Annotated in this window: 16 protein-coding genes; 3 read left to right on the forward strand and 13 right to left on the reverse strand. The window is 66.2% G+C overall.

Features of this window, described 5'->3' with window-relative positions:
- Window position 1 precedes the first annotated feature (1 nt).
- The 3 genes from U6958_RS11875 (at window position 2) to U6958_RS11885 (ending at window position 3,793) form a co-directional block, all read left to right on the forward strand.
- A complete protein-coding gene (locus tag U6958_RS11875; RefSeq protein ID WP_016450492.1) occupies window positions 2–1,009 on the forward strand; it encodes a D-glycerate dehydrogenase in 1,008 nt (335 codons plus the stop codon).
- 110 nt (window positions 1,010–1,119) lie between these two features.
- Entirely contained in the window at window positions 1,120–2,610 is a 1,491-nt protein-coding gene (rmuC, locus tag U6958_RS11880) for a DNA recombination protein RmuC (protein ID WP_074921459.1), read from the forward strand.
- A gap of 1 nt (window position 2,611) precedes the next feature.
- Window positions 2,612–3,793, forward strand: a complete 1,182-nt coding sequence (locus U6958_RS11885) for an MFS transporter (protein ID WP_074921448.1) — start codon at window positions 2,612–2,614, stop codon at window positions 3,791–3,793.
- 70 nt (window positions 3,794–3,863) lie between these two features.
- On the opposite strand, the gene U6958_RS11890 is transcribed toward U6958_RS11885, so the two are convergent.
- The 13 genes from U6958_RS11890 to U6958_RS11950 all read right to left on the reverse strand — a co-directional run bounded on the left by U6958_RS11890 (window position 3,864) and on the right by U6958_RS11950 (window position 17,959).
- Window positions 3,864–4,733, reverse strand: a complete 870-nt coding sequence (locus tag U6958_RS11890; RefSeq protein WP_016450495.1) for an LOG family protein — start codon at window positions 4,731–4,733, stop codon at window positions 3,864–3,866.
- A 252-nt stretch (window positions 4,734–4,985) separates the two neighbouring features.
- Window positions 4,986–5,372 (reverse strand): monovalent cation/H(+) antiporter subunit G, encoded by a 387-nt coding sequence (locus U6958_RS11895; RefSeq protein ID WP_016450496.1) that lies wholly within the window; start codon window positions 5,370–5,372, stop codon window positions 4,986–4,988.
- A complete protein-coding gene (locus U6958_RS11900) occupies window positions 5,369–5,647 on the reverse strand; it encodes a K+/H+ antiporter subunit F (protein ID WP_012206532.1) in 279 nt (92 codons plus the stop codon). The genes U6958_RS11895 and U6958_RS11900 overlap by 4 nt, the downstream gene beginning before the upstream one ends.
- On the reverse strand, window positions 5,644–6,135 hold the full coding sequence (locus tag U6958_RS11905) for a Na+/H+ antiporter subunit E (protein ID WP_016450497.1): 492 nt from the start codon (window positions 6,133–6,135) through the stop codon (window positions 5,644–5,646). The genes U6958_RS11900 and U6958_RS11905 overlap by 4 nt, the downstream gene beginning before the upstream one ends.
- Window positions 6,132–7,928, reverse strand: coding sequence for a monovalent cation/H+ antiporter subunit D (locus U6958_RS11910; protein WP_017404727.1), 1,797 nt, complete (start codon window positions 7,926–7,928; stop codon window positions 6,132–6,134). The genes U6958_RS11905 and U6958_RS11910 overlap by 4 nt, the downstream gene beginning before the upstream one ends.
- On the reverse strand, window positions 7,925–8,290 hold the full coding sequence (locus tag U6958_RS11915) for a Na+/H+ antiporter subunit C (RefSeq protein WP_016450499.1): 366 nt from the start codon (window positions 8,288–8,290) through the stop codon (window positions 7,925–7,927). The genes U6958_RS11910 and U6958_RS11915 overlap by 4 nt, the downstream gene beginning before the upstream one ends.
- Window positions 8,290–11,268: a monovalent cation/H+ antiporter subunit A gene (locus tag U6958_RS11920; RefSeq protein WP_016450500.1), complete on the reverse strand. Its 2,979-nt coding sequence runs from the start codon at window positions 11,266–11,268 to the stop codon at window positions 8,290–8,292. Before U6958_RS11920 ends, U6958_RS11915 begins: the two co-directional genes overlap by 1 nt.
- 139 nt (window positions 11,269–11,407) lie before the next feature.
- Window positions 11,408–11,809, reverse strand: coding sequence for a helix-hairpin-helix domain-containing protein (locus tag U6958_RS11925; RefSeq protein ID WP_074921449.1), 402 nt, complete (start codon window positions 11,807–11,809; stop codon window positions 11,408–11,410).
- Between the two features lie 260 nt (window positions 11,810–12,069).
- Window positions 12,070–13,245 carry a lipopolysaccharide assembly protein LapB gene (gene lapB / locus U6958_RS11930; protein ID WP_074921450.1) on the reverse strand — a complete coding sequence of 392 codons (1,176 nt, stop codon included), beginning with the start codon at window positions 13,243–13,245 and terminating at the stop codon, window positions 12,070–12,072.
- The gene (locus U6958_RS11935; protein ID WP_047218011.1) at window positions 13,235–13,552 is read right to left on the reverse strand and encodes a lipopolysaccharide assembly LapA domain-containing protein; all 318 of its coding nucleotides are present in this window, start codon (window positions 13,550–13,552) and stop codon (window positions 13,235–13,237) included. Before U6958_RS11935 ends, lapB begins: the two co-directional genes overlap by 11 nt.
- 80 nt (window positions 13,553–13,632) lie before the next feature.
- Window positions 13,633–13,971: an integration host factor subunit beta gene (locus tag U6958_RS11940; protein ID WP_017404723.1), complete on the reverse strand. Its 339-nt coding sequence runs from the start codon at window positions 13,969–13,971 to the stop codon at window positions 13,633–13,635.
- A gap of 90 nt (window positions 13,972–14,061) precedes the next feature.
- The gene (gene rpsA, locus U6958_RS11945) at window positions 14,062–15,786 is read right to left on the reverse strand and encodes a 30S ribosomal protein S1 (protein ID WP_255247313.1); all 1,725 of its coding nucleotides are present in this window, start codon (window positions 15,784–15,786) and stop codon (window positions 14,062–14,064) included.
- Between the two features lie 145 nt (window positions 15,787–15,931).
- The gene (locus tag U6958_RS11950) at window positions 15,932–17,959 is read right to left on the reverse strand and encodes a bifunctional 3-phosphoshikimate 1-carboxyvinyltransferase/cytidylate kinase (RefSeq protein WP_016449515.1); all 2,028 of its coding nucleotides are present in this window, start codon (window positions 17,957–17,959) and stop codon (window positions 15,932–15,934) included.
- Window positions 17,960–17,972 lie beyond the last annotated feature (13 nt).

The following is a 17,972-nucleotide window of genomic DNA, read 5'->3' on the forward strand; positions in this document are numbered from 1 at the left end:
CATGGCAAGCAAACCCCGCATCCTGATCGCCCGCGCCATCCCGCCCGAAGTGGTGCGCAAGCTGGAGCAGCACTTCGAGGTCGAGTCCAACCAGGATGACGTGGTCTGGAGCCCGCAGGAACTGGCCCGGCATCTGCAGGACAAGGATGGCGTGCTGACCACGGGCTCGCAGACCATCGATGCGGCGCTGCTGGCCGCCTGCCCGCGCCTGAAGGTGGTGGCCAACATGGCCGTGGGCTACAACAACTTCGACGTGCCTGCGATGACGGCTGCAGGTGTGCAGGGCACGAATGCCCCCGACGTGCTGACCGAGACCACAGCCGACTTCGGCTTCGCCCTGCTCATGGCCACGGCCCGCCGCGTGACAGAGAGCGAGCACTACCTGCGCGCCGGAAAGTGGAACTCCTGGCGCTACGACCTGTTTGCGGGCTCGGAAGTGCACGGCAGCACGCTGGGCATCATCGGCATGGGCCGCATCGGCCAGGGCATCGCCAAACGCGGGGCGCATGGCTTCGGCATGAAGGTGGTCTATCACAACCGCTCGCGCCTGTCGCCCGAGCTGGAAGCCGAATGCAAGGCCGGCTACGTGGGCAAGGATGAACTGCTGGCCATGGCCGACCATGTGGTGCTGGTGCTGCCCTACACCAAGGAAAACCACCACACCATAGGCGCGGCCGAGATCGCCCGGATGAAGCCCACGGCCACGCTGATCAACATCGCGCGCGGCGGCATCGTCGATGACGCGGCGCTGGCCAGGGCACTGCGCGACAGGACCATTGCTGCAGCAGGCCTGGACGTGTTCGAGGGCGAGCCCTCGGTCCATCCGGATCTGCTGACCGTGCCCAACGTGGTGCTGACCCCGCACATCGCCAGCGCCACCATGGGCACGCGCAGCGCCATGGCCGAGCTGGCGGCCGACAACCTGATCGACTTCCTGTCCGGCAAGGGCCCGCGCACGCCCGTGAACCAGCCCGAAGCGGCGGCCGCCGGCGCGCGCGCCAAGGCCTGAACACCGTGTTGTGACAATCGCGGGAAGGCTGGCCCTGGCCGCTTCCCGCTGCATGGAGCGCAAGCAAAATCTTGACCCAGATATCCGGAGTGTGGTGGGCGGCCTGGGCCGTGCTGCTGTTGGGGCAGGCGGCCGTGATCTGGCTGCTGTGGAGGCGCTCGGCGCAGCGCGAGGACGGGGTGGCGCCCCAGCAGGTGCTGCAGGCGCTGCAGATGCTGGACGTGCGGCTGCAGCAGCTCGAGCGCGGTGCCCAGGCCACGCAGATGGCCGTGGCCAAGAGCGATGGCGGGCTGGACCGCGTCTCGCAGCAGCTGCAGGCCCATCTGGCCCAGGCCCAGCTCGATGCCCAGGCGGCGCGGCGCGAGCAGGGCGAGGCGCTGGCAGCCTTTCGAATGGAACTGGGCCGGCTCACCGTGCGGCTGGCCGCCGACAGCGCCCAGGCCCGCGAGGCCCAGGGCGAAAGCACGCAGCGCTTCAACGCCCATGTGCAGGAGCGCTTCGAGGCGCTGGCGCAGACCACGCGCAGCACGCTGGACTCCCTCAAGAACGACATCCAGCAGCAGCTGGGCGGGCTGGCGCAATCCAGCCAGGTCCATGCCGAGCAGCTGCGCGGCACGCTCAACGAGCGGCTGGCCACCATCCAGTCGGACAACGCGGCGCGCCTGGAAGAGATGCGGCGCACGGTGGACGAGAAGCTGCATGCCACGCTGGAGCAGCGCCTGGGCGAATCGTTCAAGCTGGTCAGCGACCGGCTGGAGCAGGTGCACAAGGGCCTGGGCGAGATGCAGACGCTGGCCGGCAGCGTGGGCGATCTCAAGCGCGTGATGACCAATGTGAAGACGCGCGGCACCTGGGGCGAACTGCAGCTGGGCGCCATCATCGAGAACGTGCTCACGCCCGAGCAGTACGCGCGCAACGTCAAGACCGTGCCCGGCAGCGACGACATGGTGGAGTTCGCCATCCGCCTGCCCGGACGCAGCGACGAGACGCCGGTCTGGCTGCCCATCGACGCCAAGTACCCGGTGGAGCAGTACCAGCGCCTGCTCGACGCCCAGGATGCGGCGGACAAGGCAGCCATTGCCGCGGCAGGCAATGCCTTCGAGGCATCGATCAAGTTCGAGGCGCGCAAGATCCACGGCAAGTACGTGAGCCCGCCGCACACCACGGACTTTGCCGTGCTCTACCTGCCTACCGAAGGCCTGTTTGCCGAGGTCATGCGCCGCCCCGGCCTGGTCGAGGCCGTGCAGAACGGCTGCCGCGTGATGGTCACCGGCCCGGCCAACCTGGCCGCCATGCTCAGCAGCCTGCAGATGGGCTTCAAGACGCTGGCCATCGAAAAGCGCTCGTCCGAGGTCTGGGCGGTGCTCGGCCAGGTCAAGACCGAGTTCGCCAAGTTCGGCGAAGTGGTGGATGCCACGCGCAAGTCCATAGACGCGGCGGCCAAGCGCTTCGAGCAGGTGGGCGTGCGCACGCGCGCCATCCAGCGCCAGCTACGCGACGTGCAGGAGCTGCCCGCGCCGACCTCTAGTGCAGCGCGGCCCGGCCTGCCGGATGACAAGGACGCTGCGGCCGGAATGGAGCCGGGATCGGAGCAGGATTGAGATGAACCTGGCCCTGTTCAAGGTCATCATGGCGCAGGTCAGCGTGCATGCCACCATGGCCGGCATGCGGCTGGCAGCGCCCTTGCTGGCCCTGCAGCAGGGCTATAGCGCAGCGGCCGTGGGCATCTTGCTGGCGCTGTTCGCGCTGACCCAGGTGTTCCTGGCGCTGCCGGCCGGGCGCTTCGCGGACAAGCATGGTTTTCGCAAGCCGTTTTTCCTGTCCATGCTGGCGGCCAGCGGGGGCTGCACGCTGGCGCTGGCATTGCCGCTGTATCCGGTGCTATGCCTTGCGGCGTTGTTGACGGGCGGAGCCAGCGGCGCCGTGGTGATTGCCGTGCAGCGCCATGCGGGCCGTGTCACCCACGATGCGGTGGCGCTCAAGAAGGTGTTCAGCTGGTTGGCCATAGGCCCGGCCATCTCCAACTTCATCGGGCCCTTCAGCACCGGGCTGCTGATCGATCACGCGAATTTTGGCGGCGAGGGCAGCACCATGGGCTACCGCGTCGCCTTCGGCCTGCTGGCCCTGGTGCCCGTGCTGGCCTGGAGCTGGGTGCGCCACACGCAGGAGCTGCCGCCCGTGCGCGCGCCCATCGGCGGTCCCAAGCAGCATGCCTGGGACCTGTTGCGAGACCGCAATTTCCGCAACCTGCTGCTGGTCAACTGGCTGCAGTCCGCATGCTGGGACGTGCACACCTTCGTGCTGCCGCTGCTGGGCCATGAGAAGGGCCTGAGCGCCTCGGTCATCGGCACGCTGCTGGGCATTTTTGCCGTGGCGGCCGCCGCCATCCGCCTGGCCATGCCGCTGGTGGCCGAGCGCTTGCGCGAAGGCGCCGTGATCTCCGGTGCCATGGCCATCACCGCCTTCGTCTTTGCGCTGTACCCCTTCATGGACTCGGCGCTGACCATGGGCATGTGTTCAGTGATGCTGGGTTTTTCACTGGGATCTGTGCAGCCCATGGTCATGAGCATGCTGCACCAGATCACGCCCGAGCACCGCCATGGCGAGGCACTGGGCCTGCGGCTCATGGCCATCAATGCCTCCAGCGTGGCCATGCCCGTGCTGTTCGGCTCGGCGGGGGCATTGATCGGCGTGTCTGCGCTGTTCTGGGTGGTGGGTGCGGCCGTGGCCTCGGGCATCCGCACGGCCTGGTTCATGGGGCTGACGCCGCGCAAGCCGGAATGAAAAAAAGCGACCTGCGCCTTGGTGCGCAGATCGCCTTGCGACGCGGTGGCGGCCTGCCGGCCGCTGCGGCTTACCAGCCGCCAGCGTGGAACTGCTTGATCAGCGCCCAGGCCTCGACCGGATCATCGGTATAGCGGAACAGTTGCAGGTCCTTGGGCGAGATCGTGCCTTCCTCGATCATCAGGTCGATGTTGAGCAGGCGCTTCCAGAACTCGGTGCCAAAAAGGATCACGGGCACCGAATGCGTCTTGCCGGTCTGCATGAGGGTCAGCACCTCGAACAGCTCGTCCAGCGTGCCGAAGCCGCCGGGGAAGGCCACCAGGGCCTTGGCGCGCATCATGAAATGCATCTTGCGCAGGGCGAAGTAGTGGAACTTGAAGCTCAGGTCCGGCGAGATGAAGCGGTTGCCGTTTTGCTCGTGCGGCAGCTCGATGTTCAGGCCGATGCTGGGCGCGCCCACGTCATGGGCGCCCCGGTTGGCCGCCTCCATGATGCCGGGGCCGCCGCCGGTGCAGATGTAGAGGCGCTCCTCGGGCGGCTGGTTCAGGCTGTCGGCTGCCACGATGCGCGTGAAGGCGCGGGCCTGTTCATAGCGGTGCGCATTGCGCACGGCGCGCTCGGCCAAGGCAACGCGCTGGGGATCGCCGCTGGCCTGTGCGTCGGCCAATTGCTGCTCGGCCTGCTCCAGGTCCACGAAGCGGGCGCTGCCATAGACCACGACGGTGTGCTCGATGCCGCGCTCGATCTGGGCCAGGTCCGGCTTGAGCAGCTCCAGCTGCATGCGGATGCCGCGGGTTTCGCGGCGGAACATGAATTCCGGGTCCGCGAAGGCGAGGCGATTGGAGTTCTGCTGCAATGCCATGCCGTTGTGTGCCTGGTTGTGAAGGGCCGACCAGCCGTTGGCGAGGTCGGTATCGGTCAGGGGGGAAGAGATTTGCATGAACCCTCGTACACAGGAAAAACCAGGGCGGCCACGCCTGTGGCCGTTCCATCAAATACGTTGCCAGCGCAGATGATGACTGCACTATACGCTCACAAACTCATAGCCGCGGGGCTCGCGCACCGGGTGCTTTGGCGCATTGACGCAGCCGTGGGCGAATTCGTATGCTGGACAGTTGGCAGTAGGGCTTTTGCCTGCCGCTGCCTGCCGCTGCCTGCCGCATCGGCGGGTATTTTCAGGCCCGATTGCGCTTCAGACGTCCGGGTGTTCGGCCGGCTCGTTGCGCACGACGCTGCTCAGCGGCGGCGGCACGTCCTGGCCCGCACGGCGTGCGCGGAACAGGGCTGCACGCATCAGGAAGATGGTCGTGATGGGAACGGTCACCGAGATGAACACCGCAATCAGAAGCGCATGCACGGCCAGGCTCTGTCCGCTGACGGAAAAGTAGATCCAGGTGGCATGCATGATCAGCCAGCAGCCCATGGTGGCGATGATGGAAGGCGCATGCACGCGCTCGAAATAGCTGTCCAGGCGCCACAGGCCCATGGAGCCCAGAAAGGCGATGATGGCGCCGCCCAGCGCCAGCACAGCCACCAGGATCTGGCACCACAGCGGCAGCGTGGTGGTTTCCGGCATCATTCGATCACCTCGCCGCGCAGCAGGAACTTGGCCATGGCCGTGGAGCCCACGCAGCCGAACAGCGCAACCAGCAGGGCGGCCTCGAAATAGCTGGTGCTGTCATAGATGATGCCCATCAGCAGCATGGCCAGCATGCCGTTGAGGTACATGCAGTCCAGCGCCAGCACGCGATCCTGGGCGTGCGGGCCCTTGAGCAGGCGCAGCACGGCGCAGCCCATGGCGGCGACCAGCAGGCCCAGCGCGAACATCAAAGTCCAGTGGAACCAGGGCATCATTCGAAAATCTCCATCAGGGGGCGCTCGTAGGAGCGCTTGACGTGCTGGACGATCTCTTCGGGATCATCGACCTCCAGCACATGCAGCATGAGCTGGGAGCGGTCGCGCGAGATCTCGGCCCAGGCCGTGCCGGGCGTGATGCACACGATCATGGCGAGCACGGCCAGGCCGTTGGGGTCGCGCAGTTCCAGCGGGATGCGCACGAAGTTGGCCGGGTGCTTGCGCATGCCCGGAAACAGCATGAACCGCACGACGTTGAAGTTGGACACCGAGGTGTCCCAGACCACGCGCAGCCCCAGGCGCACGATGGTCAGCGGATGGCGCACGCGCACGGGCAAGGGGCGCAGGCCGCGCAGCAGCAGCGGCAGCAACAGGCCCAGCAAGGCGCCCAGCAGGATCTGGCCGCTGCTGAACGAGCGGTTGAGCAGCAGCCACAGCAGGAACAGCGCCACCGACAGCAGCGGCGCGGGCAGCAGGGTTTTCATCATCGGGAATCCTCCTTGCCGGCCGTTGGGCCTGCATCGCCTATGCCTGCGGGCATGGGCGCGCCGCTGGCCTGGGCAGCGGCGCGCGCGGCGCCTTCGGGGCCGGCTTCCAGCCGCGCCTTCTTTTCTGCCGGGCTCGGCTCCGGCTGCGTGCCCATGACGGAGCGCACATAGACATCGGGCGCCAGCAGCGCATCGGCCGCACGCTGCGTGTAGCCCATCAGCTGGCCACCCTGCACGGTGAGCGCCACGCAGCAGGCCAGCAGCACGGCGATGGGCAGGCCTTCGGCCACACGCAACGAGGGCGAGTTCTGCTCCTCGGTCGCCCAGAAATGGCGTATGCCGGCGCGCACCAGCGACAGCAGGGCGAGCAGTCCCGTGGCGATCATCAGCGCCACCAGCACCCAGCCGGCCCAGCCGGCCTGGAAGCCGCTGGAGTTGCCCAGGCCCAGCGGGTTGAGCAGGGCAGACAGCATGGCGAACTTGCCCACAAAGCCCGACAGCGGGGGCAGGCCGGTGACCACCAGGGTGGCCAGCATGAAGCTCAGGCCGATGAAGGCGGCCGCTGCGGGAATGGCGCGGCCGATCAGCACCTCTTCGGATTCGTCGAGGTTGAAGCCCTCCGTGGGCAGCAGTTCGGCGTTGAGGAAGGGAGCCTCGTCATCCTCATAGGGCTCGCCCGCATCGTCATCCACGCGCCAGCGGTCCACCACGTCGGCGATCAGAAACAGGGCGCTCACGGCCAGGGTGGAGCTGGGCAGGTAGTACAGCAGCCCGGCCGTCAAGGCGTTCTGGCCAAAGCCCGTGGCGGCCAGCAAGGTGCCCGAAGAGAGAACGGCCGCAAAGCCTGCGATATGCGTCAGGCGCTGCGAGCCCAGCATGCCCAGGCCGCCGAAGGCCATGGTCAGCATGCCGCCGACGATCAGCCAGGTGCTGCCGAACAGGGCGGAGGCGCCGGCCTCGGAGCTGAACAGCAGCGTCCACAGCCGCAGCACCACGTAGACGCCCACCTTGGTCATGAGCGCGAACACGGCGCCCACGGGAGCGGTGGCTGCGCTGTAGGCCGGCACCAGCCAGAAGTTCAGCGGCCACATGGCTGCCTTGGTCAGGAACGCAATGCCCAGGATGGCAGCGGCCGAATGCAGCAGCCCGCGGTCGTCGCTGCTGACCTGGGGGATGGCACGTGCCAGGTCGGCCATGTTCAGCGTGCCGGTCAGGCCGTAGAGCATGGACACGCCGATCAGGAACAGCGACGAGGCTGCAAGATTGATGGCGATGTAGTGCAGGCCCGCCTGGATGCGTGTCCGCCCGGAACCATGCAGGACCAGTCCATAGGAGGCCGCGAGCATGATCTCGAAGAACACGAACAGGTTGAACAGGTCCGCCGTGAGGAAGGCGCCGCTCAGGCCCATCAGCTGAAACTGGAACAGCGAGTGAAAGTGCATCCCCGCGCGGTGCCAGCGGGCGCTGGAGAAGACCAGCGAGGCCAGGGCCACCGTATAGGTCAGCACCAGCATCATGCCGGTCAGGCGGTCCAGTGCCAGCGAGATGCCGAAGGGCATGGGCCAGTTGCCCGGCATGTAGACGCCCAGGTTGACGGGCGCGCCGGCCTGGTCGGTCCACAGCATCAGCATCACGGCCACGCCCAGCCCCATCAGGGTGGATACCAGTCCAAGAGCGAATTTGAGGCGCTGGCGCTCTTCGCGCAGCAACAGCATCAGCGCTGCCGAAAGCATGGGCAGCACGATGGGCGCCAGCATCAGGTGCGGCATGAGACGGGCGGTCAGCTCGTTCATGGCATCTCCTGCTCGGTGCGGGAATGGGCTCCGTCCACATGGTCGGTGCCCGTGGTGCCGCGCGAGGCCAGCAGTACCACCAGGAACAGTGCCGTCATGGCAAAGCCGATCACGATGGCCGTGAGCACCAGCGCCTGCGGCATGGGGTCCGCATAGTGCGCAAGATCCTGCGGCACGCCGGCGCGCAGCACGGGCTCCTTGTCGATGGCCAGGCCCTGGCGGCCCATGCTGAAGATGAACAGGTTGACTGCGTAAGACAGCAGGGCCAGGCCCATGATGACCTGGTAGGTGCGTGGGCGCAGCAGCAGCCACACGCCCGAGCCCGTCAGTACGCCGATGGCAATGGCAAGCACGACTTCCATCAGAAACCTCCTCGTGCAAGCGCTGCAGCGGTGGCCTGCTGCACGGCGGCTTCGGCCTCTTCGGCCTGTTGCTGCTGCTCCTCCAGCAGGCGGGCGTGGTAGCGGTGGCTGCGCACCGATTGGTGGGCGATGGCCGTCAGAATGAGCATGGTCGCGCCGACCACCAGCGAGAACACACCGATGTCGAAGAACAGGGCGCTGGCGAGATGCACGTCGCCGACGACTGGCAGGGTCATATGGAAGGTGTGGCTGGTGAGAAAGGGATAGCCGGCCACGATGGAGCCCATGCCGGTACCCAGTGCGAACAGCAGGCCGACACCGATCCATCGGCGCGGGAAGATCGGCAGGTGGGCCTCGACCCACTGCGTGCCGGAGATGATGTACTGCATCAGCAAGGCGACCGAGAACACCAGGCCGGCCACGAAGCCGCCGCCGGGCTCGTTGTGGCCGCGCATGAAGATGTAGACGGAAACCAGGGCGGCAAACGGCAGCAGCAGCCGCACCAGCACGGCGGGCACCATCAGGTAGCCCACGGCCGTATCGCCTGCGTTGCGCGGATTGAACAGATCGGTCTGCAGGTCGCCAGGCATGTAGCGCTGCTGCTCGGGCAGGTCCAGCGTCTCGCGGGCCGGGCGAAAGCGCCTGAGCAGCGCATAGACGACCAGGGCCACGATGCCCAGCACCACGATCTCGCCGAAGGTGTCGAAGCCCCGGAAGTCCACCAGCATGACGTTGACCACATTGGTGCCGCCGCCATCGCTGAGCGCATGTTCCAGGAAGAAGGTGGAGGCCCCGTCATAGAAGGGGCGGCTCATCATGGCGAAGGCCAGCCAGGCCATGCCGCCACCTGCAACCAGCGACAGCAGCAGGTCACGCATGCGGCGCGAGCGGGCGCGCAGCTCGGCGGACAGCACGGGAATGTGCAGGCTTTTGTCGCGCTTGGGCATCCAGCGCAGGCCCAGCAGCATCAGCACCGTGGTGGCGACCTCGACGACCAGCTGGGTCAGCGCCAGGTCAGGCGCCGAGAACCACAGGAAGGTCAGGCAGGTGCACAGGCCGGCGCCGCCCAGCATGATCAGCGCCGTCAGCCGGTGGTACTTGGCCTTCCAGGCCGTACCCAGGGCGCAGAGAATGCCCACGGCCCACAGCATCACGAAGGCGGGCGACAGCGGCAGCATGCTCCGGTCGCCCAGCTTGATGCCTTGCAGCCACAGGGGCAGAACGCCAGCCAGCACGGCAGTGCAGACCAGCCACAGCATCTGCCACTGCAGGCGCATGGTGGACAGGCGCCGGCGCGACCAGCGGCCCAGCAGGGACAGGCGGGCCAGCAGATTCTCGAAAACACGCTGGCCGCTGAGCGTGCCCACCAGCGGCGCGGTATCCATATGGCCGGCCTGGCGCTGCCAGCGCAGCAGCATGTACAGCAGGATGCCGCCAATCAACGCCACAAGGCTCATGATCAAGGGCATGTTCCAGCCGTGCCAGATGGCCAGGCTGTACTCGGGCAGGTCGCCGCCGACCACAGGAGTGGCGGCCGCTGCGAGAAAGCTGCCCACGGCCCACGCCGGCAGCATGCCCACCACCAGGCAGGCCAGTACCAGCAGCTCGACGGGCACGCGCATCCAGTGCGGAGGCTCGTGCGGGTCGTGCGGCAGGTCGGTGGCCTTGGGGCCGAAGAAGACGTCGATGGTGAAGCGCAGCGAATAGGCCACGCTGAACATGCCCGCCACCGTGGCTGCCACCGGCAAGGCCGTGCGCACCCAGGGAGCAGCATCCAGGTAGACGGTCTCGGCGAAGAACATTTCCTTGGACAGGAAGCCGTTGAGCAGCGGCACGCCCGCCATGGCCGCACTGGCCACGCAGGCCAGCGTGGCCGTGATGGGCATCATGTGCCGCAGGCCCGAAAGCCGGCGGATGTCACGCGTGCCGCTTTCATGGTCGACGATGCCCGCGGCCATGAACAGCGAGGCCTTGAAGGTCGCGTGGTTCATGATGTGGAACACCGCAGCCACGGCGGCCAGCTTGCTGTTCAGGCCCAGCAGCAGCGTGATCAGGCCCAGGTGGGAAATCGTCGAATAGGCCAGCAATCCCTTGAGATCGTGCTGGAACATGGCCAGATAGCCGCCGATGAGCAGGGTTGCCGCGCCGGCTCCGCCCACCAGCCAGAACCAGGCATCGGTGTCACCCAGCACGGGCCACATGCGCGCCAGCAGGAACACGCCGGCCTTGACCATGGTGGCGGAGTGCAGATAGGCCGACACCGGCGTGGGCGCGGCCATGGCGTGCGGCAGCCAGAAGTGGAACGGGAACTGCGCACTCTTGGTCAGCGCGCCCAGCAGGATCAGCACCAGGGCGATCAGGTACAGCTGGTGGTCACGCACCTGCTGGCCGGCGATGAGCACGTTGTCCAGGTCATAGCTGCCCACGATGTGGCCCAGCACCAGCATGCCGGCCAGCATGGCCAGGCCGCCCGTGCCCGTCACCGTCAGCGCCATGCGCGCGCCGCGGCGTGCATCCTTGCGATGGTGCCAGTATCCGATCAGAAGAAAGGAGAAGAGGCTGGTCAGCTCCCAGAAGAAGGCAATCTGGATGATGTTGCCCGACAGCACCACGCCAGCCATCGCGCCCATGAAGGCCAGAAAGAACGAGAAAAAGCGCGGCACTGGATCGGCCGGCGACATGTAGTAGCGCGCATACAGCACGACCAGCGAGCCTATGCCCAGCACCAGCATGCAGAACATCCAGGCAAAGCCGTCCATGCGGATCACCAGGTTCAGTCCCAGTGCCGGCAGCCACTCGATCTCCTGGCGCAGCACTTCCCCATCGGCGATCTGTGGAAACAGCAATGCGGTCTGTATGGCACAGCCCAATGCGATCACGCCGGCCAGAGTCGACTCCGTATTGCGCGCATTGGCGGGCAGCATTGCGGCAATCAGGCTGCCGATGAAGGGTAGGAGTATGAGGGTGATCAGGGGCATGGGCGGTCCATTTTACGGGCAAGGTTTTTTGCTTCGCTATGAAAACCTGTGCATGTTTCAGGCTATGGCCGCGCATACCCCGAGGGTCGTACGCATGAAAAACCCGCCGAAGCGGGTTGGATAGAGACAGTTCGCGTCTTCAGGAGGCCGAGCCGGCCTTGGCTGGAGTGGCCGGCTTTGCCGCCTGCTCCTTGGTCGGCTTGGTGCCCTGGGCCGCCGTGTCCTTGCCCCCCTTGGCCGCAGTGTCCTTGGCATCAGGCTTGGCGCTTTGGCCTTTGTAGCTGCTGCCGTTGACAGTCAGGCCTTCGCCCGAAAACTTGGTGGCTGTCGGTTCGGCCACACCCTTGACCCGTGCGATGAAGTCGGGCCAGTCCTTGAAGGGGGCGGATTTGCGTTCCTCGAGAATGCGTGCCGACATGGCCGGGCCTATGCCCTTGATGGATGTCAGTTCGGCTTCATTCGCCTTGTTGGCTTCCACAGCGGCCAAAGCCATCACGGACCACAGCAGCGCAATGAAGCCAGCCATCAATTTTCTGAACATACAAACCTCCTGATCCCTCAATGTTGAGGGCCGCAACATTGCGACCCAGAAGCATCTTATGCAGGCCTCTGGCGTGCCGCCAGGCAGTCGCGGGCTCCAGGAGGCCGGCGCAGGCACGGCCGCACGCGCCCAAAGCCAATGGCCACGCGCCCTCCAGGGCGGTTTCTAGGAATACTCTGAAAATACACTGGCCATGCCGTGTTTGCCAATGGGGGTGACGCGGTGCCGGGGATAAGGCCGCCTTTCGCCATCCCGGCCCATCACAGCTCCTCGACGCGCCGGGCCGGGTAGCTGTCCCAGCTCTGGCAGCCGGGGCAGTGCCAGAAATGCTGGCGAGCCTCGAAGCCGCAGGCCGCGCAGCGGTAGCGGGTCAGCGGTTTGGCGGCGTGGTCCAGCGCGCGTTGCACGGCTGGGTGGTATTGCTCCTCGGACAGTTTCTCGCCAGCCAGCCACTGCGCAGCAGCCACCAGGGAAGGTTCCCGGTCCAGATGCTGGACCAGGCGGGCGCGTCCCGGTGCCTTGGTTTCACCATCGGTGCTCTGTTCTTCAATTTGAGCGTCCAGCGCAACCAACGCCTGCAGCAGGTCCAGCGAAGGTGCCTGGGTGTATTGCTGGCCGAGCAGCTGGTGGACATGCTGGCGTTGGCCTGTGGCGGCGGCGATGTCCACCAGCAACTGGGCTGCCAGCGGCAGCGCGGCGGGGGACTGCTCGGCCAGGCTCTCCAGCGTTTGCAAGGCCTGGGCCGATTGCCCCATGCGATGCTGCAGCTGGGCATGCTCCAGGCGCGGTCGCGCAGCCTGGGGTGCTGTGGTGATGGCTTGCTGCAGCCGCTGCAGCGCCTCGGCCTGCTGGCCCTGCGTGAGCAAGGACTGGGCGTCTTCGCACAGGTAGTGCGCCAGCCGGCCACTGAAGTCCCCCTGGTTGGCATCCTGCATGCGGCGAGCAATGGCGGCGGCCTGTGTCCAGTCGCGCGAGCGCTCGTAGATGGCCAGCAGGGCCAGGCGGGCCTCGGCCTCGAAGGCCGTGCCTTCCAGGCGGCGCAGCGCGTCCTCGGCGCGATCGAGCAGGCCTGCCTTCAGAAAGTCCTGGGCCAGCGCGTGCTGGGCGCGGTCGCGGTCCACGCGGCTGAGGTCGCCGCGCGACAGCAGGTGCTCATGCACGCGCACGGCGCGGTTGTATTCGCCGCGGCGGCGAAAGAGATTGCCCAGGGCGAAGTGCAACTCCGAGGTGTCGGGGTCGTTCTGCACGGCTTCGATGAAGGCGTCGATGGCCTTGTCCTGCTGCTCGTTGAGCAGGAAGTTCAATCCCTTGAAGTAGGCCTTGGGTGCCTGGCGGTTTTCGGCGCGGATCTGCCGCAGGTCCCAGCGCGAGGCCAGCCAGCCCAGCACGAAGGCCACGGGCAGGCCCAGCAGTATCCAGCTCAGATCAAATTCCATGCACGTCGCCCGGCAGGATGGGGGAGGGGGGCGCCTTGGGCGCCGTGGCTGGCGCCGCTCCTTCGGCTGCAGGCGCGGTGCCCTGGGTCGAGCGCGCGGCATTGCGGTGCTTGAGCCAGCGCGGCACCATGCCCAGCACGCCCACGATCAGGCCCAGGGCGAAGGCGGCCAGCACCACCAGTACCAGCGGCGCAGTCCAGGAGGTGCCGAAGAAGAAGTGCACCGTCGCGTCCTGCTGATTGTTCAGTGCGAAGGCGAACAGCGTAAAAAAAATGGCCGCCTTGAGCAGCCACAGGAAGTACTTCATGTGTTCCCTTGTGTGACGGGAACGATTCTAGAGCCTGGCGGTGACGACGGCTGCAGTGCGCGCAGCCGGCAAGCCGGCTTTCAGGCGGCAGGGCCGGTGCCTGCGGAGCTGGCGGCAACCGTGTCGGGCGCCGCGCCGGGGCGCAGGTCCACGGCTTCGCGCAGGGCCTTGCCGGGCTTGAAGTGCGGCACGCGCTTGGACGGAATGTGGACGGCCTCGCCGCTGCGGGGATTGCGGCCCATGCGGGGCGGGCGGTGGTTGACCGAGAAACTTCCAAAGCCGCGGATTTCGATGCGATGGCCGCGCACCAGGGCATCGCTGACGGCGTCAAGAATCGTCTTGACGGCCTGCTCGGCGTCGCGCTGGCTCAGTTGGCCAAAGCGTGCTGCGAGTTCTTCGACGAGATCGGATCGGGTCATCAAGGATAGGAATCAGGGGTTGAAATGGCGACGGGCGCCCGGAGGCACCCGTCGCATCCGACCTTCAGCGGTCAGCAGACTGGCTGCAGATTACTTGTCGGAGTTGTCCAGCTTGGCGCGCAGCAGGGCGCCCAGGCTGGTCGTGCCGGCGTTTTCCTTGGCCGACTGGGCGGACAGGGAAGCCATGGCTTCTTGCTGGTCAACCTGGTCCTTGGCCTTGATCGACAGCTGGATGTTGCGGGTCTTGCGATCCACATTGACCACCACGGCGGTGATCTCGTCGCCTTCCTTCAGCACCGAGCGGGCATCTTCCACGCGGTCAACGGCGATTTCCGAAGCGCGCAGGTAGCCGACGATGTCTTCGCCCAGATCGATTTCAGCACCGCGTGCGTCCACCGTCTTGACCTTGCCCGACACGATCTGGCCCTTGTCGTTCACGGTCACGAAGGTCGTGAAGGGATCGCTGTCCAGCTGCTTGATGCCCAGGGAGATGCGCTCGCGCTCGACGTCCACGGCCAGCACGATGGCTTCGACTTCCTGGCCCTTCTTGTAGTTGCGCACGGCAGCTTCGCCGGGCTCGTTCCAGGACAGGTCGGACAGGTGCACCAGGCCGTCGATACCGGCAGCCAGACCCACGAACACGCCGAAGTCGGTGATCGACTTGATCGGGCCCTTGACGCGGTCGCCGCGCTTGGTGTTCTGCGCGAACTCTTGCCAGGGGTTGGCCTTGCACTGCTTCATGCCCAGCGAGATGCGACGCTTGTCTTCGTCGATCTCCAGCACCATGACTTCGACTTCGTCACCCAGGGTCACGAGCTTGGTCGGAGCAATGTTCTTGTTGGTCCAGTCCATTTCGGAGACGTGCACCAGGCCTTCGATGCCGGGTTCCAGCTCGACGAACGCGCCGTAGTCGGCAATGTTCGTGACCTTGCCGAACAGGCGGGTGCTCGAGGGATAGCGGCGCGAAACGCCCATCCACGGGTCGTCGCCCATTTGCTTCAGACCCAGCGAGACACGGTTCTTCTCGGTGTCGAACTTGAGGATCTTGGCGGTGATTTCCTGGCCAGCCTGCACGACTTCCGAAGGATGACGCACGCGGCGCCATGCCATGTCGGTGATGTGCAGCAGGCCGTCGATGCCGCCCAGGTCCACGAACGCACCGTATTCGGTGATGTTCTTGACCACGCCTTGAACGATGGCGCCTTCCTTCAGCGTTTCCATCAGCTTGGCGCGCTCTTCGCCCATCGAGGCTTCGACCACGGCGCGGCGGCTCAGCACCACGTTGTTGCGCTTGCGGTCCAGCTTGATGACCTTGAACTCCATCGTCTTGTTTTCGTACGGAGTCAGGTCCTTGATCGGACGGGTGTCGATCAGCGAACCGGGCAGGAAGGCGCGGATGCCGTTGACCAGCACCGTCAGGCCGCCCTTGACCTTGCCGGAGGTCGTGCCGGTCACGAATTCGCCCGATTCCAGGGCCTTTTCCAGAGCCAGCCACGAGGCCAGGCGCTTGGCGGTGTCGCGCGACAGGATGGTGTCGCCGTAGCCGTTTTCGATCGAGCCGATGGCGACCGACACAAAGTCGCCCACCTGGACTTCGATTTCTCCCTGGTCGTTCTTGAATTCGTCGATCGGCACATAGGCTTCCGACTTCAGGCCAGCGTTCACGACGACGAAGTTGTGCTCGACGCGCACGACTTCAGCGGTGATGACCTCGCCAGGACGCATTTCCGTGCGTTGCAGCGATTCTTCAAACAGGGAGGCAAAAGATTCAGACATGTATTTCCTTGCCCGCAAACAGGTTTCCGTTGGCACCATTGCCAAGCGTTTCTAGGACTGTTTGCGGAGGTGTTGTGGGTTCAACCACGGGGTTGGAGTCTATGAACCTCGGGCCGTACACGGGGCGGTGCCGCCATGTCTGGGCCCTAAGGGCGGGTTGCCGACCGTGCGGCGCAACTGGCAATCAGTCGCGGCCGAACGGCTGGCGTTCCTGCCACCATGAAAGCACCTGCTCTGCCACCTCTTCGATGGAAAGCTCGGAGCTGTCAAGCAGCATGGAATCCTGGGCGGGCTTGAGGGGTGCAACGCTGCGGTTCATGTCCCGCGCATCACGTGCTTCAAGGTCTGCCCGAAGGGCGCTTATGTTAGCGGCAATTCCTTTGGAAATCAACTGCTTATGCCGGCGCTCGGCGCGACAGGCGGCGGAGGCCGACAAATAGACCTTGAGGGGAGCATGGGGAAAGATCACCGTGCCCATGTCGCGGCCGTCGGCGACCAGCCCCGGCAGCTGCTGGAAGGACAGCTGCAGGTCCACCAGTGCATCGCGCACGGCCGGCAGGGCCGAGACGCGCGAGGCGTTCATGCCCGACTCCTCGCTGCGCAGGATCAGGGTGACATCCTCGTCGCCCAGCCAGATGCGCTGCTCGGCATCAAAGCGCACGGGCAGCGCGCGCGCCAGCGCGGCAATCTGCGGGGCGTGGGATTCGTCCAGCACCATGCCGGCCCGCGACGCGGCCAGTCCTGTGAGGCGGTACAGCGCGCCCGAGTCCAGCAGGTGGTAGCCCAGGGCCTCGGCCACCTCGGCGGCGATGGTTCCTTTGCCCGAGGCGGTGGGGCCATCGATGCAGATCACGGGGATGCGGGCACGGGCGGTCTCGCAGACCGAGAACAGGGCCTCGAAGTAGTCGGGGAAGGTCTTGGCGACGCACTTGGGGTCTTCGATGCGCACCGGCAGGGCGGCCGGGTTGAAGGCCGCCAGCGAGAAGCACATGGCCACGCGGTGATCGTCGTAGGTGTGGATGCTGGCCGCGCGCCATGCGGCGGTGGATGCGGGTGGTGTGACGCGGATGAAGTCCACGCCTTCCTCGACTTCGGCGCCCAGCTTGCGCAGCTCCTTGGTCATGGCCGCGATGCGGTCGGTCTCCTTGACGCGCCAGCTTGCGATGTTGCGCAGCGTGGTCGTGCCATCGGCATACAGGGCCATGACGGCCAGCGTCATGGCGGCATCGGGGATGTGGTTGCAGTCCAGGTCGATGGCCTTGAGCGGCCAGGCGCCGCGGCGGATGCGCAGCCAGTTCGGGCCTCCCTCCACCTCGGCGCCCATGGCGCGCGCGGCTTCGACAAAGCGGATATCGCCCTGGATGGAATCCAGTCCCACGCCGAGGATGCGGATGCCTTCGGCGCTGTCCGAGGCGATGGCGCCCAGTGCGATGAAGTAGCTCGCCGACGAGGCGTCTGCCTCGACATGGATCTCGCCCGGCGAGCGGTAGCGACTGCCGGCCGGGATGGTGAAGCGCTGCCAGTTCTCGTTGTGCACGGCGATGCCGAAGCGGGCCAGCAACTCCAGCGTGATATGGATGTAGGGCTTGGAGATCAGCTCGCCCACGACTTCGATGGTGATGTCGCGCGTGGTGGCCAGCAGCGGCAGTGCCATCAGCAGCGAGGTCAGGAACTGGCTGGAGACATCGCCACGCACCTGGATGGGGCTGTGCGGCAGCTGCGAGAAATCGGGCTGGCGGATGTGCAGCGGAGGAAAGCCCTCGTTGCCCAGATAGTCGATGCGGCAGCCGAGCTGGCGCAGCGCATCGACCAGATCGCCGATGGGGCGCTCATGCATGCGCGGCACGCCGCTGAGTTGGAAGTCGCCGCCCAGCACGGACAGGGCTGCTGTCAGCGGCCGCATGGCCGTGCCGGCGTTGCCCATGAACAGCTCGGCACTGGCGCCGGAGGGCAGGACGCCGCCCAGGCCGGTGATGCGCACAGGCTGGCCGAGGGTGATGGTCGCGGGCTCCACCGTGCAGCCCAGTTGCTGCAGGGCACGGAGCATGACGCGCGTGTCGTCCGAGTCAAGCAGGTCGTGGACCACGGTCGTGCCCTGGCTCAGCGCTGCCAGCAGCAGCACGCGGTTCGAGATGCTCTTGGAGCCTGGCAGGCTCACCGTGCCCTGCGCGCGGGAAAGAGGGGGGATATCGAGGAAGGCGGTACTGAACATGGCAATTCGGAGG

This window comes from Delftia lacustris, assembly GCF_040267515.1.
In the GTDB taxonomy this organism is placed as follows: domain Bacteria; phylum Pseudomonadota; class Gammaproteobacteria; order Burkholderiales; family Burkholderiaceae_C; genus Comamonas; species Comamonas tsuruhatensis.

Excerpts from the sequence above, each read along its gene's own strand:
- U6958_RS11900 (WP_012206532.1), bottom strand. The coding sequence starts at position 5,647 with ATGATGCCCTGGTTCCACTGGACTTTGATGTTCGCGCTGGGCCTGCTG.
- U6958_RS11885 (WP_074921448.1), top strand. The coding sequence starts at position 2,612 with ATGAACCTGGCCCTGTTCAAGGTCATCATGGCGCAGGTCAGCGTGCAT.
- lapB (WP_074921450.1), bottom strand. The coding sequence starts at position 13,245 with ATGGAATTTGATCTGAGCTGGATACTGCTGGGCCTGCCCGTGGCCTTC.
- rpsA (WP_255247313.1), bottom strand. The coding sequence starts at position 15,786 with ATGGTGCCAACGGAAACCTGTTTGCGGGCAAGGAAATACATGTCTGAA.
- U6958_RS11935 (WP_047218011.1), bottom strand. The coding sequence starts at position 13,552 with ATGAAGTACTTCCTGTGGCTGCTCAAGGCGGCCATTTTTTTTACGCTG.
- U6958_RS11925 (WP_074921449.1), bottom strand. The coding sequence starts at position 11,809 with ATGTTCAGAAAATTGATGGCTGGCTTCATTGCGCTGCTGTGGTCCGTG.
- U6958_RS11895 (WP_016450496.1), bottom strand. The coding sequence starts at position 5,372 with ATGATGCCGGAAACCACCACGCTGCCGCTGTGGTGCCAGATCCTGGTG.
- U6958_RS11910 (WP_017404727.1), bottom strand. The coding sequence starts at position 7,928 with ATGAACGAGCTGACCGCCCGTCTCATGCCGCACCTGATGCTGGCGCCC.
- U6958_RS11915 (WP_016450499.1), bottom strand. The coding sequence starts at position 8,290 with ATGGAAGTCGTGCTTGCCATTGCCATCGGCGTACTGACGGGCTCGGGC.
- U6958_RS11905 (WP_016450497.1), bottom strand. The coding sequence starts at position 6,135 with ATGATGAAAACCCTGCTGCCCGCGCCGCTGCTGTCGGTGGCGCTGTTC.
- U6958_RS11940 (WP_017404723.1), bottom strand. The coding sequence starts at position 13,971 with ATGACCCGATCCGATCTCGTCGAAGAACTCGCAGCACGCTTTGGCCAA.
- U6958_RS11950 (WP_016449515.1), bottom strand. The coding sequence starts at position 17,959 with ATGTTCAGTACCGCCTTCCTCGATATCCCCCCTCTTTCCCGCGCGCAG.
- U6958_RS11920 (WP_016450500.1), bottom strand. The coding sequence starts at position 11,268 with ATGCCCCTGATCACCCTCATACTCCTACCCTTCATCGGCAGCCTGATT.
- U6958_RS11890 (WP_016450495.1), bottom strand. The coding sequence starts at position 4,733 with ATGCAAATCTCTTCCCCCCTGACCGATACCGACCTCGCCAACGGCTGG.
- U6958_RS11875 (WP_016450492.1), top strand. The coding sequence starts at position 2 with ATGGCAAGCAAACCCCGCATCCTGATCGCCCGCGCCATCCCGCCCGAA.